Annotated in this window: 1 protein-coding gene; it reads left to right on the top strand. The window is 72.6% G+C overall.

Going from position 1 to position 18207, the window contains the following annotated elements:
• Positions 1-25: 25 nt before the first annotated feature.
• Positions 26-18196 carry a type I polyketide synthase gene (locus D0T12_RS36900; protein ID WP_233526467.1) on the top strand — a complete coding sequence of 6057 codons (18171 nt, stop codon included), beginning with the start codon at positions 26-28 and terminating at the stop codon, positions 18194-18196.
• The last annotated feature ends 11 nt before the right edge of the window (positions 18197-18207 follow it).

Below are 18207 nucleotides of genomic sequence, written 5' to 3'. Positions count from 1 at the left end.
TAGCTCCGCACAAAATGGCAGGGTGATGCTGCCATTGGATGCGGGGGACGAGCCGATCGCCGTGGTCGGGCTGGCGTCCCGGTTCGCGGAGGCGCCGGACTCCGGCGGCCTCCCCGACCGATTCGACCGGGAGTTCTTCGGCCTGCCGCCCGGCGCGCCCGCGCCGGGCGGCCTGACGCTCATGCTGGAGCTGGCCTGGACGGCGCTGGAGGACGCCCGGGTCGTCCCGGCGGACCTGCGCGGCACCGCCGTGGCGGTGCGCACCGGCGTTCCGGGGTCGCCCGAGGACGTGTCCGGCCCCCTGGAGCGCCTCCTCGGCCTGCGGATGCCGGACGCCGCCCCCGACGACCGGGACCAACCGGACGCCGCCGCCGATCCGGTCCGGGCGGCCTGCGCGGACCTGCGCCGAGGGCGGGCCGCGCTCGCCCTGGCCGGAGGCGTCGCCGCCGACACGGCGGGCGGCGCGGTCCTCGTCCTCATGCCGCGGTCACGAGCGGTGGAGGTCGGCGCGCCGATCCGCTGTCTCCTCCCCGAGGACGCCGAGGACGCCGCGCGGACCTCGATCCGCACGCTGGTCGACACGATCCGCGCGTCTGAAGACCCGGGCGAGCGGAACGCCCCGGAGGAGCCCGCCGCTGGTGACGGCGGCACGCTCGGCCTGCCCTGGCTCGTCTCCGCCAGGACGGAAGGCGCCCTGCGAGCGCAGGCCGCGCGGCTGCACGACCACCTCGTGGACAGGCCGCACGACCGGCCGATCGACATCGGCTACTCGCTGGCGACGACACGTACCGCCTTCGGGCACCGGGCCGCGATCCTCGGCCGGGACCGTGCCGACCTCCTGCCCGCGCTGCGCAGCCTCGCCGACGGCGAACCGGCGGCGAACGTCCTGAAGGGGACGGCGGGCGTCGCGTCCGGCACGCCCGTCATGGTGTTCCCCGGTCATGGCCCGCAGTGGCCGGGCATGGCGACCGAGCTGCTGGAGTCGTCCGCCGTCTTCGCGGAGCGCGTCGAGGAGTGCGGGCGGGCCCTGGAACAGTACGTGGACTGGCGGCTGATCGACGTCCTCCACGGCGCGGCGGGCGCACCGCCGCTGGACGGCGCGGACGTCGTCCAACCGGCGCTGTTCGCGGTGATGGTCGCGCTGGCCGACGTGTGGCGGGATCTCGGCGTGCGGCCCGGCGCGGTGGTGGGCCACAGCCTCGGGGAGGTCGCCGCCGCGTGCGTCGCGGGCGCCCTGTCGCTCGACGACGCCGCCCGCGTCGCGGCCCTGTGGAGCCGCGCGCAGGCGACCCTCGCCGGGCGGGGCGACATGCTCTCGATCCAGTCGCCGGTGGAGCGCGTCGAGCCGCTGCTGGCGGAGTTCGACGGCCGGGTGGACGTGGCGGCCGTCAACGGGCCGGGCTGGGTCACGGTGTCCGGCGACCCGGGCCCGGTCGGGGAGTTGGCGGCGCGGCTGCGGTCCGGCGGGGTGCGGGCGCGGCTGATCCCGGTGGGGCTGGCCGCGCACTCCGCCCAGATCGAGGGGCTGCGTTCCGAACTGCTGGAGGGGCTCGCCCCGATCACGCCGCGGGTTCCGCGGACGCCGTTCTACTCGACGACCGCCGGGCGTTGGGTGGACGGCGCCGAGACGGACGCCGAGTACTGGTACCGGAACCTGCGCGGCACGGTCCGGTTCGGCGCGGCCCTGGCCGCGCTGATGGACGCCGGTCACGACGTCTTCGTCGAGGTCAGCCCGCATCCGGTGCTGACCGTCGCGGTGGAGGACGTCGCGGCGCGGGCGGGCGTGGACGCGCTGGTCGTCGGGACGCTGCGACGCGACCACGGCGGCCCCGACCGGATCGCGGCGTCGCTCGCCGAGCTGCACGTCCGCGGCGTCGACGTCGACTGGGCCGCGGCCTACGACGGCCGGAACGCCCGTTCCGTGGCCGTGCCGACCTACCCGTTCCGGCACGCCGGGGACGCGTGGAACGGCCTGCACGGTCTGTCCGCCGCCGACCAGGAGCGGGTCCTGCTCGATCTGGTGCGGGCCCAGGCGGCGGCGCTGCTCGACCTGGACCGGCCCGGCGACCTCCCGGCGGACGCGTCGTTCCGGGAACTGGGACTGGAGTCGGTGACGGCCGTGACGCTGCGGAACCGGCTCAACGCCGCCACGGGCCTCCGGCTGCCCGCGACGCTGCTGTACGACCATCCGACCCCGGCGGCGGTGGCCGCGCGGCTCCGCGCGGAGACCCTCGGCGAGGCCGAGGAGGAGGCCGCCCCGGCGGTCGCGGCGCGTCCGGCGGGCGACCCCGGCGAACCCGTCGCGATCGTGGCGATGAGCTGCCGTTTCCCCGGCGGCGCGAACAGCCCGGAGGAGCTGTGGCGGCTGGTCGCCGACGGGCGTGACGCGGTCGGCGCCCTGCCCCGCGACCGTGGCTGGGATCTCGGCGCGCTCGGCGACCCGGGGACGGCGGAGCCCGGTTCGTTCTACCAGCGGGAGGCGGGCGTCCTCGACGTCACCGCGTTCGACCCGGCGTTCTTCCGGATCTCCCCGCGCGAGGCCGCCGCGATGGACCCGCAGCAGCGGCTGCTGCTGGAGACCGCGTGGGAGGCGTTCGAACGCGCCGGGATCGTCCCGGCGTCGGTGCGCGGCAGCCGGATCGGCGTGTTCGTCGGCGCGATGACCATGGACTACGGCCCGCCGATGGACCGCGCGCCCGCCGAGCAGGAGGGCTACGTGCTGACCGGCACGACCGGCAGCGTCGCGTCCGGCCGGCTCGCCTACACGTTCGGGCTTGAGGGCCCGACCGTCACGGTCGACACCGCGTGCTCGTCGTCGCTGGTGGCGCTGCACCTGGCGGCCCAGGCCGTCCGGAACGGGGAGTGCCCGATGGCGCTGGTGGGCGGTGTCACCGTCATGTCCACGCCCGGCATGTTCGTGGAGTTCAGCCGCCAGCGCGCGCTGTCCCCCGACGGGCGGTGCAGGGCGTTCGCCGCGTCCGCCGACGGGTTCGGGCTCGCCGAGGGCGCCGGCATGGTCCTGCTGGAAAGGCTGTCGGACGCCCGCCGCAACGGGCACGAGGTCCTGGCGGTCGTCCGCGGCACCGCGATCAACCACGACGGCGCGTCGAACGGCCTGACCGCGCCGAGCGGACCGTCGCAGCGGCAGGTGATCGCGCAGGCGCTGGCCAACGCGGGCCTGTCACCCGGCGACGTGGACCTGGTGGAGGCGCACGGCACCGGCACCACGCTCGGCGACCCGATCGAGGCGCGGTCCCTGCTGGCGACCTACGGCCGGGCGCGCCCGCCGGAACGGCCGCTGCGGCTGGGTTCGGTGAAGTCCAACATCGGGCACGCGCAGGCCGCGGCCGGGCTCGCCGGCGTGATCAAGACGGTCATGGCGATGCGGCACGGCGTGATGCCCGCGACGCTGCACGTGGACGAACCGTCCCCGCACATCGACTGGTCGGCCGGGGCGGTGACGTTGCTGACGGAGCCCTGCCCGTGGCCGGACACCGGCCGCCCCCGCCGCGCGGGGGTGTCGTCGTTCGGTGTGAGCGGCACCAACGCGCACGCGATCCTGGAGGCGGGCGACCCCCTGCCGTCGGAGCCCGCCGACGAGGACACCGCGACCGGGGACGGCGGCGCGCTCCCCTGGGTGATCTCCGGCGCGACCGGCGACGCCGTCCGGGACCAGGCCGCGCGGCTGCGCGACTTCGTCGAGGAACGTCCCGGGCTGCGGCCCGCCGACGTCGGGTTCGCGCTCGCGACGACCCGCACGTCGTTCGCGCACCGGGCCGCGGTCACCGGCACCGGACGCGCCGAACTGCTGGCGGGTCTGGCGGCGCTCGCCGACGGGTCCCCCGCCGGGAACGTGCTGCGCGGCGAGGCGGCGTCGGGTGGGACGGTCCTGGTGTTCCCCGGCCAGGGCGCCCAGTGGACCGGCATGGCCCGCGAACTCGCCGCGGCCTCCCCCGTGTTCCGCGACCATCTCACCGCCTGCGCCGACGCGCTCGCCCCGCACGTGGACTGGTCGCCGCTGGACGTCCTGACCGGCACCGGCCCCGAGTCCGCCGAACTGCTGCGCCGCACCGACGTCGTGCAGCCCGCGCTGTTCGCGATGATGGTGTCCCTCGCCGGGGTCTGGCGGGCGTACGGGGTCGAACCCGCCGCCGTCCTCGGCCACTCGCAGGGCGAGATCGCCGCCGCGCACGTCGCGGGCGCGCTGTCCCTGGACGACGCCGCCCGGGTCGTCGCCCTGCGCAGCCGGGCGATCATGCGCCTGGCCGGGACCGGGGGCATGGCGTCGGTGCCGCTGCCCGCCGACCGGCTCGCCGAGCGCCTCGCCCGCTGGGACGGACGGCTGCACGTGGCCGCCCTCAACGGCCCGGCCCTCGCGGTCGTCGCCGGCGAGTCCGCCGCCGTCGCCGAACTGGTCGAGTCCTGCGAGGCGGACGGCGTCCGGGCACGCAGGATCGAGGTGGACTACGCGTCCCACACGCCCGCCGTCGAGGGCCTGCGCGACGAACTGCTGGAACGTCTCTCCGGCGTCACCCCCCGGCAGGCGGAGATCCCGTTCTACTCGACGCTCACCGGCGACCGGCTCGACACCACCGAACTCGACGCCGACTACTGGTACCGGAACCTGCGGAACCCGGTGCTGTTCGCGCGGGCCTGCCACGCGCTGTTCGAGTCGGGACACCGGCTGTTCATCGAGGCCAGCCCGCACCCGGTCCTCACGGTCGCGGTCCAGGAGAACCTCACGGGCGACGCCGTCGACGGCGCCGCCCTCGGCACCCTGCGGCGCGACGACGGCGGCCCCGCCAGGTTCCTCACGTCCCTCGCCGACGCCCACGCGCACGGCGCCGCGCCCGACTGGGAACGGGTGTTCCCCGGGCCGCACGGAACCGTCCCCGACCTGCCGACGTACGCGTTCCAGCGGGAGCGGTACTGGCACGCGGGCGCGAGGCCCGGAACGGACACGGCGGGCGGCACGGCCCTCACGTCCGTGGACCACCCGCTGCTCGGCGGCGTGATGTCGCTGGCCGAGGGCGACCGGCTCGTCCTCACCGGCGCCGTGTCCCCGGACGTCCAGCCGTGGTTGGCGGACCACGCCGTCCAGGGCACCGTCCTGCTGCCCGGCACGGCGTTCCTGGAGATGGCGATCCAGGCCGGTGACCGTGTCGGCTGCGACCTGGTCGAGGAACTGACCCTGGAAAACCCCCTGGTGCTGCCGGACGGCGCCACGGGACACGTCCAGGTGGCCGTGGAGGCGCCCGACGAGACCGGGCGGCGGCGGCTCACCGTCCACTCCCGGCCGCACGAGGAACAGCCGTGGACGCGGCACGCCACGGGTTTCCTGACCCGCGCCGAGAACGCGCCCGCGTCCGCGGGGCCGCCGGCGGAGCCTGCCGCCGGAGCCGTCCCGGCCGACCTGTCCGACGCCTACGCGCGGCTCGCGGACGCGGGCTACGAGTACGGCCCCCTGTTCCAGGGGCTCCGGTCCGCCCGGCGCCTCGGCGACGACGTGTGGGCCGAGGTGCTCCTGCCGGAGGACGCGCCGACCTCGGGCTTCGGCATCCATCCCGCGCTGCTGGACGCGGCGCTCCACGCGCTGCTCCTGGACGCGGAACCGGGCGGCGGGGTCGAGCTACCGTTCTCGTGGAACGGTGTGCGGCTGCACGCGGCCGGCGCGACGTCGCTGCACGTCCGGCTGACCCGCACCGGTACGGATTCGTTCCGGATCCACGCCGTGGACGCGTCGGGCGAGCCGGTCCTGACCGTGGAGTCGCTGACCCTGCGTCCCGCCGCCGGTCGCCTCACGGCGGACGGCGCGGGGAGCGCCCGCGAGTCTCTGTTCCGCCTGGCCTGGCGGCCCGTCGACACGCCATCCGGTGCCGCCGAACCGTCCGTGCACGCCGACTTGGACGCCGCGCGTGCCGCGTTGGCGGACGGCGGCTCGCCTGTGCCGGATGTGGTGGCGGTGCGTTGCCCTGTGCCGTCCGGTGGCGGTGACGTCGCCGACGCGGCGCGGGAGGTGACGCATCGGGCGTTGGACCTGGTGCAGGGGTGGTTGGCCGAGGAGCGGTTCGGTGAGTCCCGGTTGGTGATCGTCACCGACCGGGCGGTGGCGGTCGACGAGGTTGAGGACGTCGACCCCGCGCAGGCTCCGGTGTGGGGGCTGGTGCGGGCTGCGCAGGCCGAGCACCCTGGTCGGTTCGTCCTGCTGGACGCCCCGCGGGGGGTTTCGATCGCCGACGCCGTCGCGACCGGTGAACCTCAACTCGCCCTCCGCGACGGCACCACCTACACACCCCGCCTCCAGAACATCGCGTCGAGCGGTTCGCTTCTCGTCCCGGACGAAGGGCCGTGGCGGCTCGACGTGACGGAACCCGGCACGATCGACAACCTCGTCCTGCGGGACGATCCCGACTCCGCCCGCCCGCTCGCGGACGGGGAGGTGCGGATCGCCATGCGCGCCGGGGGCCTCAACTTCCGCGACGTCCTCCTCACACTCGGCATGTATCCGGGTGAGGCCGACATCGGCTCGGAGGGTGCGGGCGTGGTGCTGGAGGTCGCCGCGGACGTCACGGAGTTCACGCCGGGCGACCGTGTCATGGGCCTCGTCCCAGGGTCGTTCGGGCCGGTGGCGATCACCGACCGTCGCCTCATCACCACCATCCCCGACGACTGGACCTACACCCAAGCCGCCACCGTCCCCGTCGTCTACCTCACCGCCTACTACGGACTCATCCACCTCGCCGACCTCCAACCCGGCCACAAAATCCTCATCCACACCGCCACCGGAGGCGTCGGCACCGCCGCCACCCACATCGCCCGCCACATCGGCGCCGAACCCTACGCCACCGCCCACCCCACCAAATGGCCCACCCTCCACACCCTCGGCTACCCCACCACCCACATCGCCAACTCCCGCACCACCCACTTCACCCAACACTTCCCCACCGACTTCGACACCATCCTCAACTCCCTCGCCGGACCCCTCACCGACGCCTCCCTCACCCTCCTCAAACCCGGCGGCCACTTCCTCGACATGGGCAAAACCGACCTCCGCAACCCCGCAGAGATCGAAACCCACCACCCCGGAATCCACTACCGCCCCTACGACCTGTTCGAGGCCGGGCCGGATCTCATCCAGCGGATGCTCACCGAGGTCGTCGCGCTTCTGGAGAACGGCTCGTTGGAGGCGCCACCGGTCACGACCTGGGATGTGGCGCGGGCACCGGAGGCGTTCCGTCATCTTCAGCAGGCCCGCCACGTCGGGAAGCTCGCCCTGACGCTGCCGCCCGTCCTCGACCCTGACGGCACCGTCCTGATCACCGGTGGTACCGGGACCCTCGGCGCTCTGGTCGCCCGCCACCTGGTCACCCGACACGGCGCCCGCAACCTCCTGCTCACCAGCCGCCGCGGCCTAGACGCGCCCGGCGCCCACGACCTCGCCACCGAACTCACCGGACTCGGCGCCAACGTCACCATCACCGCCTGCGACACCACCGACCCCGACGCCCTAGCGGACCTACTCGACGGCGTCCGGTTGACCGCCGTCGTTCACGCGGCAGGGGTCCTGGACGACGCCACCATCACCGCCCTACGGCCCGAGCAACTCCACACCGTGCTCCGACCCAAGGTCGACGCCGCCTGGAACCTGCACCACCACACCCAGGGCCACGACCTGGCCGCGTTCATCCTGTTCTCCTCCGCCGCCGGCACCCTCGGCAACCCCGGACAAGCCAACTACGCCGCCGCCAACACCTACCTCGACGCACTCGCCCACCACCGCCGCGCGAACGGCCTGCCCGCCACCTCACTCGCTTGGGGACTGTGGTCCGACAGCAGCGGCATGACCGGTCACCTCGACCAGGCCGACCTAGCCCGGCTCCGCCGAACCGGGTTGAGCCCGATGTCCGCCGGAGACGGCCTGGCGCTCTTCGACCTGGCGCTCGCGTCCGGCCACGCCCAGCTGATGCCCGCCCCCCTCGACCGGGACGCCCTCCGCGCACAGACCGTCTCGCCGGTCCTGCGCGATCTCGTCCCCGCGAACCGTGCGATCTCCAGAAGGACCGCGGACGGCGCGTCGACCTGGGCCCGGAAACTCACGGCGCTGCCCGAATCCGAACGCCGGCAGGCGGCCGAAGCCGACATCCGCGCGCACGCGGCCGCCGTCCTCGGACACTCCGCGGTGGACACCATCGACCCGCAGCGGGCCTTCAGAGAACTCGGTTTCGATTCGCTCACCGCCGTGGAGCTGCGCAACCGCCTGGCCGCGGCGACAGGGCTTCAGCTCCCCGCCACCCTGATCTTCGACCACCCCACCACCACCGCGCTCGCCGAGTTCCTGCTGAGCACGGCCATGGGCGCGCGGGCACGCGGAGGCGAGGCGTCCACTGCCCCGGTGAAGGTGGACGACGACCCGATCGTGGTCGTCGGGATGGCGTGCCGCTACCCGGGCGGGGCGCACTCCCCGCAGGCTCTGTGGCGGCTGGTCGCGGAGGGCGCCGACGCCGTCGACGTGTTCCCCACCGACCGCGGCTGGGACCTCGACACGCTGCTCGACCCTGATCCCGAGCGTCCCGGAACGACGTATGCGTCGACCGGAGGGTTCCTCTACGACGCCGCCCGGTTCGACCCCGACTTCTTCGGTCTCTCCCCACGCGAGGCCCTCGCGATGGACCCGCAGCAGCGGCTTCTCCTCGAAACCGCCTGGGAGACCTTCGAACGCGCGGGCATCGACCCGACCTCCCTGCGCGGCACCGCCACGGGTGTGTTCGCCGGTGTCGTCGCCCAGGACTACGCGTCGCGGCCCAACGACGAGGCCCTCGACGGCTATCTGCTCACCGGAATGACCGGCAGCGTCGCTTCGGGCAGGGTGTCCTACCTTCTGGGCCTCGAAGGTCCTGCGGTCACCATCGACACCGCCTGCTCGTCCTCGCTGGTGGCCACCCACATGGCGGCACAGGCGCTACGGAACGGTGAATGCGACCTGGCGCTCGCCGGTGGCGCCACCGTGATGGCCACGCCCCTGGTGTTCACGGAGTTCAGTCGTCAGCGGGGGCTCGCTCCCGACGGCCGCTGCAAGTCGTTCGCCGGGGCCGCCGACGGTACCGGCTTCTCTGACGGCGTCGGGCTCGTCCTGCTCGAACGGTTGTCGGACGCCGAACGCAACGGCCACCGCGTCCTGGCGATCGTGCGGGGCAGTGCCATCAACCAGGACGGCGCCTCCAACGGGCTGACCGCGCCCAACGGCCCGTCCCAGGAACGCGTCATCCACCAGGCTTTGGCCGCCGCCCGGCTGGCCCCGCACGAAGTCGACGCGGTCGAGGCCCATGGGACGGGTACGACTCTGGGGGATCCGATCGAGGCCCAGGCGCTAATCAACACCTACGGGCAGGATCGTCCCGAGGACCGTCCCTTGTGGCTGGGCTCGATCAAATCCAACATCGGACACACCCAAGCCGCCGCAGGTGTCGCCGGGATCATCAAGATGATCGAGGCGATGCGGCACGGCGTCCTCCCGCAGACCTTGCACGTGGACGAACCCACCCCGCACGTGGACTGGGCACAAGGCGCTGTCTCGCTCCTCACCGAGCCCACCCCCTGGCCCGAGAACGGCCATCCCCGCCGAGCCGGAGTGTCCTCGTTCGGGATCAGCGGCACCAACGCCCACCTCATCCTCGAACAACCACCGATCCCACAACCCACCGACTCACCCGAACCCAGTGACGTCCCAGTCCCATGGGTGATCTCCGCGAAGTCGGAACCAGCCCTCAAGGCCCAGGCCGCACAACTGTTGGACCTGATCGAGAACAACCCGGAGTTGGACCCGGCCCAGGTGGCCTACTCCCTGGCCACCACCCGCACCCACTTCGACCACCGCGCCGCCGCCATCGGCACCACGATCGACGACCTCCGCCGCGCCCTCACCAACAACCTCGTGCAGGACATGAGGCGGACCGGGAAGACCGCGTTCCTGTTCACTGGCCAAGGCGCCCAACGCCTAGGAATGGGCCGCGAGCTCTACGACACCTTCCCCGCCTTCGCCGACGCCCTCGACCAAGCGATCGCAGCCTTCGATCTGCCGCTGCGCGAGGTCATGTGGGCGACCGACCCCAACGATGAGCGGCTGCACCAGACCCAGTACACCCAACCCGCACTGTTCGCCCTGGAAACCGCACTGTTCCACCTGCTCCGGCATTGGGGCATCACCCCGCACTACCTACTCGGACACTCCATCGGCGAACTCACCGCCGCCCACACCGCAGGCGTCCTCACCCTCGAAGACGCCGCACGGCTGGTCACCACCCGCGCACGCCTGATGCAAGAGCTGCCCGCCACGGGCGCCATGACCGCCATCCAAGCCACCCCCGACGAAGTCGCTCCGCACCTGGGTGACGGAGTCGCCATTGCGGCCATCAACGGCGCCCACTCCACCGTCATCTCCGGGGACGCCGCAGCGGTCCACGAACTAGCGGGCCGGTTCGCCGAACAGGGACGCAAGACCCGGAACCTGACGGTCAGTCATGCGTTCCACTCACCGCACATGGACCCGATCCTGGATGACTTCCATGCGGTCGCCGAAAGCGTGCAGTACCATCCGCCGACGATCCCGATCGTGTCCAACCTGACCGGGACCGTAGCCACCGTCGAGCAACTCACCTCACCCGGCTACTGGACCCGCCTCATCCGCGAACCCGTCCAGTTCCACGCGGGCGCTACCACTCTGACCGAACACGACGTCACCACCTACCTAGAACTCGGCCCGGACGCGGTCCTGTCCGCGCTCACCGACCAACCCGGCATCCCGCTCCTACGCCGCAACCAACCAGAAACCCACACCATCGTCACCGCCCTGGCCACCGCACACACCCAAGGCATCCCCGTCAACTGGGACGCCGCCCTCCCCCAAGCCCCGACCATCGACCTGCCCACCTACCCCTTCCAGAGGGAGAGCTATTGGGTTCGGTCCTCCCCAGTGGGGGCGACGGCGAATTCTGACGAGGCTCAGTTCTGGGCCGCAGTGGACGACGGGGATCTCCAGTCCCTTGCGCGGACGTTGCGGGTCACTGACGACGCGGCTGAGTCGCTTGAAGCAGTCCTGCCGCTGCTGTCGGAATGGCACGAGCGGAACCGTGCGCGCTCCGTCGTCGACGACTGGCGATACCGGATCGTCTGGCGGCCGGTCGGCGACGTGGCGGAGACACACGCCGACGAGACATGGCTGCTTCTCGTTCCGGCAGGGCATGCCCGGGACGAGTGGTCCACGGCGGTGGCCGAGAGTCTGACCGAGGGCGGCGCTCAGGTGGTGCCGCTGACGCTCGGGGCCGCCGAGACAGACCGCGTCGTCCTCGCGGAGCGCCTGCGCGTCGCCATGGCCGAGCAGTCCCTTTCGGGGGTCGTGTCTCTGCTCGGCCTTGCGGACGAACCGCTGGCCGCGACGCTGTCCCTGGTGCAGGCAATGGCCGATATCGAGTCGTCCATACCGTTGTGGCTGGTCACGAACGGCGCGGTGAGCGTGAGTCGGCTCGATGAGCCGGTGGATCCCGCGCAGGCGCAGATCTGGGGGCTGGGGCGAGCCGCCGGTCTGGAGCATCCCCGGTTCTGGGGTGGTCTGCTGGATCTGCCTTCGACCGTGGAGCCGCGTGCTCTGGCGAGGTTGCGGTCGGCGCTGGCCGCGCCAGGCGGCGAAGACCAGTTGGCCGTCCGCGCGCAGGGACTCCTTGCGCGGCGCCTGATTCCCGCGGCGACCGGCGCGGCTCCCATGCCCCGGACGTGGACGACCCATGGCACCGCTCTGATCACGGGTGGCACGGGCGGGCTGGGCGCCCATGTCGCCCGGTGGTTGGCGACCGCCGGGGCCGAGCATCTGGTACTCGTCAGCCGTCGTGGGCCCGAGGCGCCCGGCGCGGCGGACCTGGAGGCCGAGCTCGCGGATCGCGGCTGCGGTGTGACCATCGCCGCCTGCGACATCGCCGATCGTGACGCCCTGAGCGACCTGCTCGATCGGGTACGAGCCGATCACGGGCCGATCCGGACGGTCGTCCACGCGGCGGGGCTCGCTCAGGACACACCGATCGTCGAAACCTCTGTCGACGAGTTGACCGAGGTCAACGTCAAGGCCGTCGCGGCCTCTCATCTCAGCGACCTGTTCGACGGCGAGGAACTGGACGGGTTCGTGCTGTTCTCGTCGATCGCCGGTGTCTGGGGCAGCGGAGGCCAGGCCGTGTACGCGGCGGCCAACGCGCACCTGGACGCGCTGGCCGAGCGGCGACGTGCCCAGGGCGGCACCGCGACGGCGGTGGCCTGGGGACTGTGGGCCGGTGAGGGCATGGGCGCCCAGAGCGGCGTCCAGAAACGACTCAACCGGTACGGGATTCGCGCGATGGCCCCCGACCTGGCCATCACCGCGCTTCAACACTCCTTGGACCACGACGACACCGCCGTCACCGTCGCCGACATGGATTGGCGGCGCTTCCTCACCGCTTTCACCGCCGCACGCCCACGCCCGCTCATGGACGAACTCCCCGAGGCACGATCCACCGAGGAGAAGCGGTCGGACGCCGAACCGGACCTGCGGAACCGACTGGCCGACCTGCCGCCCGCGGACCGGCGGGCACGCCTTCTGGAGTTGGTGAACGCGGAGACCGCCGCGGTCACGGGGCGGGACGACGAACAGACGTCCGACCCGCAGCGTCCCTTCCGCGCACGTGGTTTCGACTCGCTCATGGCCGTCGAACTCCGTGGCAGGCTCGTCGCCGCCACCGGTCTCGACCTTCCCACCACGTTCGCGTTCGACTATCCGAGCCCGGACGAGGCCGCCCGGCGGCTGGACGCTCTGCTGACGGGCGAACGTGCCGCACCGGCGGTGTTCCACGCGGCCACGTCGCCCATCGACGATCCCATCGCGGTGGTCGGGATGGCTTGCCGGTTCCCGGGCGGGGTCCGTTCGGCCGACGAGCTGTGGCGGCTCGTCGTCGAAGGCGGCGACGCGGTCGGCAGCTTCCCGACCGACCGGGGCTGGGACATCGACCGCCTGTACGACCCGAACCCCGAGCATGCCGGAACCTCGTACACCGACCGTGGCGGGTTCCTGTACACCGCCGCGGACTTCGACCCCGCGTTCTTCGGCATCTCTCCGCGTGAAGCCCTGGCGATGGATCCGCAGCAGCGGCTCCTGCTGGAAACCGCCTGGGAAACGTTCGAGCGTGCGGGCATCGACCCGACCTCACTACGTGGAAGCAACACCGGCGTCTTCGCCGGAACGTGGGCGCAGGAGTACGGCGGCGGACTCGGCCACGCCTCCGAGGAGGCGGGCGGTCACCTCGCGACGGGCGGGGCGGGCAGCGTCGCATCCGGCCGGATCGCCTTCACCCTGGGCCTGCACGGGCCCGCCGTCACGATCGACACGGCCTGCTCGTCCTCCCTGGTCGCGATGCACCTGGCCGGTCAAGCGCTGCGTTCGGGCGAGTGCGACCTGGCCCTGGCGGGCGGGGTCACCGTCATGGCGACTCCGGGGGTCTTCCTGGAGTTCAGCCGCCAGCGCGGCCTGGCCCCCGATGGACGTTGCAAGCCCTTCGCCGGAGCCGCCGACGGCACGGGGTGGGGCGAAGGCGCCGGGCTCGTCCTGCTCGAACGGTTGTCGGACGCCCACCGCAACGGCCACCGCGTCCTGGCGATCGTGCGGGGCAGTGCCGTCAACCAGGACGGGGCTTCCAACGGGTTGACCGCGCCCAACGGCCCGTCCCAGGAACGTGTCATCCAGCAAGCTCTGGCCAACGCCCAACTCACCCCCGCCGACGTGGACGCCGTCGAGGCCCATGGCACCGGCACCACCCTCGGCGACCCCATCGAAGCCCAAGCCCTCATCAACACCTATGGCCAGCAGCGCCCTGACGACCGCCCCCTCTGGCTCGGGTCCATCAAGTCCAACATCGGGCACACCCAAGCCGCCGCAGGTGTCGCCGGAGTCATCAAGATGATCGAGGCCATGCGCCACGGCGTCCTCCCGCAGACCTTGCACGTGGACGAACCCACCCCGCACGTGGACTGGGCACAAGGCGCTGTCTCGCTCCTCACCGAGCCGGTCACCTGGCCGGAGACCGGACGCCCCCGCCGGGCCGGAGTGTCCTCGTTCGGGATCAGCGGCACCAACGCCCACATCATCCTCGAACAACCACCCGCAGCCGACCCCACCGAACCCGCTCAACCCAGCGACATTCCAGTCCCATGGGTGCTGTCAGCCAAAACCGAATCCGCACTTCAGGTCCAGGCCACGCAACTGCTGGACCTGATCGAAGCCAATCCCGAGCTGAGCCGTGCGGAAGTCGCGCGCACACTGGCCACCACCCGCACCCACTTCGACCACCGCGCCGCCGCCATCGGCACCACCCTCGACGACCTCCGCCACGCCCTCACCAACAACCTCATCCACGAAAAGGTCCGGACCGGGAAGACCGCGTTCCTGTTCACCGGCCAAGGCGCCCAACAACACGGCATGGGCCGCGAACTCTACGACACCTTCCCCGCCTTCGCCGACGCCCTCGACCAAGCCATCGCAGCCTTCGACCTGCCGCTGCGCGAGGTCATGTGGGCCCAACCCGATGATGAGCGGCTGCACCAAACCCAGTACACCCAACCCGCACTGTTCGCGCTCGAAACCGCGCTGTTCCGGCTCCTCTCGCGTTGGGGCATCACCCCGCACTACCTACTCGGACACTCCATCGGCGAACTCACCGCCGCCCACACCGCAGGCGTCCTCACCCTCGAAGACGCCGCACGGCTGGTCACCACCCGCGCACGCCTGATGCAAGAGCTACCCGCCACCGGCGCCATGACCGCCATCCAAGCCACCCCCGACGAAATCACTCCGCACCTGAGCGACCATGTCGCGATCGCGGCCATCAACGGCGCCCACTCCACCGTCATCTCCGGCGACCGCGACGCCGTCCACGAGCTAGCGGCACGGTTCGCCGAACAAGGACGCAAGACCCGAAACCTGACGGTCAGTCACGCGTTCCACTCCCCCCACATGGACCCGATCCTGGACGACTTCCACGCGGTCGCCCAAAGCGTGCAGTTCCATCCGCCGACGATCCCGATCGTGTCCAACCTGACCGGGACCATCGCCACCGCTGAACAGCTCACCTCCCCCGGCTACTGGACACGCCTCATCCGCGAACCCGTCAACTTCCACACCGGCACCACCACCCTGACCGAACACGACGTCACCACTTACCTGGAACTCGGACCTGACGCGGTCCTGTCCGCACTCACCAACGAGCCAGGCATCCCGCTCCTGCGCCGCAACCAACCAGAAGCCGAAACCGCCGTCACCGCCCTGGCCACCGCACACACCCAAGGCATCCCCGTCGACTGGGCGGCCTTCTACGGGGAAGGGACCGGCGCTTCGGTGGAGTTGCCGACCTACCCGTTCGAGCGGAGGCGGCTCTGGCTGGACTCGGGGGCGACGGATCGTGTCGATCCCGCCGGGACGGTCGAGCATCCCCTGGTCGACCAGCTCATCGAGTTGGACGACGGCGGTCTGCTCTACACGGGTCGGCTGTCGGTGCGTTCGCAGCCGTGGTTGGCCGACCATGTCGTCTTCGGTGATGTGGTCGTGCCGGGCACGACGTGGGTGGAACTCATCGCGTGGGCCGGTCGTGAAGTCGGTTGCGACGAGTTGGTCGAGCTGACCCACGAGTCGCCGCTGATGTTGCCCGAGGGCCGCACGGTCGAGCTTCAGTTGCGCCTGGGGCCCGCGGACGACTCGGACCGCCGGGTGGTGACGTTGCGTTGCCGACTGGAGGACGCGACGTCGCGTCCGCAGTGGGTGGCGCTCGCCCATGGGATCTTGGGGGCCGGTGTTCCGGTGGACGGCGACCGGGCTCCGGCGGAGTTGGGCGTCTGGCCTCCGGAGGGCGCGGAGCCGCTCGACACCGGCGGCTTCTACGAGCGGTACGCCGATCAGGGCTTCTACCGGTGGGGGCCGGTGTTCCGGTCGCTGCGGTCGGCGTGGCGGCGCGGCGCGGAGCTGTTCGCGGAGGTGCGGTTCCCGCAGGGCGCGGACGCGGGCGGGTTCGATCTGCACCCGGCCTTCCTGGACGCGTCCATGCACGCCCTCGGGTTGCGGAACGCCCCGGCGGAGTTGACGCCGCTGGTCGCCGACCCGGGCGAGGACGGGGAGCGGCCCCGGATCCCGTTCGCGTGGCGGAGTGTCCGGCTGCGCGGCGAGGGGGTGCGGGCGCTGCGGGTCCGGATGGTCGTCTCGCCGACGGAGGGGGTTTCGGTGACGCTGGCCGACCACGCCGGGCGGCTGGTCGCGTCCATCGAGTCGTTCGTCATGTTGCCGATCTCGATGGAGCAGTTGCGGAGTTCGTTGACCGCGCCCCGGCACGAGTCGCTCTTCCAGGTCGGCTGGAATCCGCTGGTCGCGGCGGACGGGGCGCCGCGGGCGTGGGCGCGGATCGGCGGCGGCGATCCCGCCCTCCCCGGCACCGTCCACGACGATCTCCGTTCGCTTCGGCGGGCGCTCGCCGACGGTGAGCGGGCACCGGACGCGGTGCTGTTCGAGGTCCCGCCCGAAGGTTCCGCCGAGGACCGCGCGGTGGCCGCGCACGCGGCGGCCCGGCGGGTGCTGGCGTTGACGCGTGAGTGGCTGGCGGCGCCGGAGACCGCGTCGTCCCGGCTCGTGATCGTCACCCGTGGCGCCGTCGCCGGTCCGGGGGACGGGACGCGGGTCGATCCGGCGCAGTCGGCGGTGTGGGGGTTGGTCCGCTCCGCGCAGACGGAGCAGCCGGGCCGGGTCACCCTCGTCGACCTCGACGAGGAGCCGGAGTCGGCGCGGGCGGTGGCGGATCTTCCGGTCGGGGCCGAGCCGCAGCTCGCGGTCCGCGCCGGTCAGGGGTTCGTGCCGCGCCTGGCGCGCGTGCCCGCGACGGCGGCGGCGTCCCCGGCGCCCGTGTTCGACCCCTCCGGAACCGTGCTGATCACCGGTGGGACGGGGACGCTCGGCGGGCTGGTGGCCCGGCATCTGGTGGAGCGCGGCGGCGCGCGTGAGCTGCTGCTGACGAGCCGCCGGGGCCGTGCCGCGGAGGGCGCGGACGCGCTGGTGGAGGAGCTGACGTCGCTGGGGGCGCGGGTGACCGTCGCGGCCTGCGACGCCGCGGACCGGGACGCGTTGGCGGAGTTGCTGGCGGGGCTGCCCGCCGACCGTCCGCTGACGGCGGTCGTGCACACCGCCGGTGTCCTCGACGATTCGGTGATCACCGAGTTGGACGACGAGCGGCTCGACCGGGTGCTGCGGCCCAAGGTGGACGCGGCGTGGCATCTGCACGAGCTGACCCGGGACTTGGACGTCGCGGAGTTCGTGCTGTTCTCGGCGGCGGCGGGGGTGTTGGGCGGTCCCGGTCAGGGGAACTACGCCGCCGCGAACGCTTTCCTGGACGGTCTCGCCCACCACAGGCGCGCGCTCGGCCTGCCCGTCCTGTCGCTGGCCTGGGGCCTGTGGGAGCAGCCGAGCGGGATCACCGCGCATCTGGACCACGCCGATCTGCGGCGCATCGTGCGGGGCGGGATGAGTCCGCTGCCGACGCCGGAGGCGTTGGCGTTGCTGGACACGGCGCGGGAGTCGGGCCTGCCCGCGGTGATGCCCGCCCGGTTGGACGAGACACGGCTCGGTGGCGCGGGGACGGCGGTTCCGGCGCTCCTCCAGGACCTGGTCCGCAGGGCCCCGCGTCCGGTGGCGGCGGAGCGGGCGGCGCCGCGGACGGCGGATCTCGGCGCGGAGCTTCGCGCGGTCCCGGCGCCGGAGCGGGAGCGGCGGCTGGTGGACCTGGTCGTCGGGCAGATCGCCACGGTCACCGACCATCCGTCCCACATCATCGATCCGGGCCGCCCGTTCCGCGAGCTGGGGTTCGACTCGTTGATGACCGTGGAGCTGCGCAACCGGCTCGCGGCCGCCACCACCCTTCAGCTGCCCGCCACGCTGGTGTTCGACCATCCGACGCCGACCGCGCTGGCGCAGCATCTGCACGACCTGCTCGGGTTCGACGGCCGGGACGGCTCGGACGGCGAGGCGGACGCCCACGCCGACGACGCCCGCGACACCGACGGCACCGACGACGCCGGGGACACGGCGCACGACATCGACGCGATGGGGACCGACGACCTCATCCGCATGGCCTTGGACGACGACCTTTCTTGAGGAGAACTCCC

Source organism: Actinomadura spongiicola (assembly GCF_003432485.1).
Taxonomy (GTDB): Bacteria; Actinomycetota; Actinomycetes; order Streptosporangiales; family Streptosporangiaceae; genus Spirillospora; species Spirillospora spongiicola.
Note: the sequence above shows the minus strand (reverse complement) of the source record. Positions and strands in the feature narration are given on the sequence as shown.

Bases quoted from the DNA above. Each gene is read 5' to 3' on its own strand.
- D0T12_RS36900 (WP_233526467.1), top strand. From the start codon at position 26: ATGCTGCCATTGGATGCGGGGGACGAGCCGATCGCCGTGGTCGGGCTG.